We start from the raw sequence: 1,700 nt of genomic DNA on the forward strand, positions 1-1,700 counted from the left end.
CATCCCGCCCACCCGTTGCATGCCCTGGGCCGCACCCTCGACCTGCGCGATCTCATCCAGCATCGGCAACTGGTGGTACGCGATTCCGCCTTGCGCCAATCGATGGATGCCGGCTGGCTGAAGGCCGAGCAGCGCTGGACGGTCAGCCATCTGGCGACCTCGCTGGACATGCTCGAACGTGGACTGGGATTTGCCTGGCTCCCCGAGACGCGCATCCGGACAGCATTGGCCGCCCGGCGTCTCGAGCCGCTGCCGTTGGCCGCCGGCGGTATCCGCGAGGTGCCCATGCAACTGATCTTCCAGGATCGCGATCGGGCCGGGCCGGCGACCCATGCCATGGCGCAGGCGCTGCATGCGGCCGTCGATACCTGTTGTCCCGATGACGATTCGTTTCCTTCGAAAGAAAAGGCGGAAAACTTGCAGGGTGGCGTCGACTGAATCGGTTTAAGCTGACGTAAATCGCAACCGGCATTCAAGGAGACGACGATGGGTTTGTTGATCGAAGGTCAATGGCATGACCAGTGGTACGACACCGGAAAGCATGGTGGCGAGTTCGTTCGCGAGTCGGCCAAGCTGCGCGACTGGGTGACCCGGGACGGCGGTCCCGGACCCGATGGTCAGCCGGGGGTGCAGGCCCAGGCCGAGCGCTTTCATCTGTATGTGTCGCTGGCCTGTCCTTGGGCGCACCGCACCCTGATCATGCGCAGGCTCAAGGGCCTGGAGGGGCTGATCGGCGTCTCGCATACCAGCCCGCTGATGCTGGATCAGGGCTGGACGTACAACCGGGCGGAAGGTTCCAGTGGCGATCCGCTCAATGGCGTCGACTACCACTACCAGCTCTATACGCTGACCGACAGTCGCTATACTGGCCGTGTCACCGTGCCGGCGTTGTGGGACAGGCAGGAGCGGCGCATCGTCAACAATGAGTCCGCCGAACTGGTGCGCATGTTCAATGGTGCCTTCGATGATCTGACCGGCAATACCCTGGATCTTTACCCCGACGACCTGCGCGGGACCATCGAAACGGTCAATGCCGACGTCTACGACCATATCAACAATGGCGTCTACAAGGCGGGGTTCGCCACCGACCAGGCGGTCTACGACAAGCACGTGGCGGCCTTGTTCGAGGCGCTGGATCGTATCGAGGCGCGGCTCGATGAACAGCGTTATCTGGCCGGAGAGTGGCTGACCGAAGCGGATATCCGCCTGTTCACGACGCTGGTGCGTTTCGACGCCGTCTATCATGGCCACTTCAAGTGCAACCTGCGGCGCATCGAGGACTATCCCAATCTCTCGAACTACCTGCGCGAACTGTATCAGTGGCCGGGTATCAAGGAGACGGTCGACTTCGATCATATCAAGCGCCACTACTATGGCAGTCACGCCACCATCAACCCCACGGGCATCGTGCCCAGGGGGCCGGTTCTCGATCTCGAGCGGCCTCACGACCGTCAGCGCCTGACGGGGCGGGGGATTCGCGAGAAGGCATGAAGCTACGAGCTGCGGGCTACGAGCCGCGAGCCACGAGCCGCGAGCTACGAGCTATGAGCTATGAGCTATGAGCCGCGAGCTACGAGCCGCGAGCCGCGAGCCACGAGCTATGAGCTATGAGCTATGAGCTATGAGCTATGAGCTATGAGCTATGAGCTACGAGCCTCGAGTCACGAGTAATATTGCTGCCGAAGCCCGAAGCCCAAAGC

The 1,700-nt window shown here is 62.1% G+C and carries 2 protein-coding genes; both read left to right on the forward strand.

The window, feature by feature from the left end:
• On the forward strand, positions 1 to 438 hold a 438-nt coding region (locus HR9077_RS18160; protein WP_244613351.1), incomplete at its 5' end, for a LysR substrate-binding domain-containing protein.
• 48 nt (positions 439 to 486) lie between these two features.
• On the forward strand, positions 487 to 1,491 hold the full coding sequence (locus HR9077_RS18165) for a glutathione S-transferase family protein (RefSeq protein WP_136068718.1): 1,005 nt from the start codon (positions 487 to 489) through the stop codon (positions 1,489 to 1,491).
• Positions 1,492 to 1,700: the final 209 nt, after the last annotated feature.

The organism is Modicisalibacter radicis (assembly GCF_900961225.1).
Taxonomy (GTDB): domain Bacteria; phylum Pseudomonadota; class Gammaproteobacteria; order Pseudomonadales; family Halomonadaceae; genus Modicisalibacter.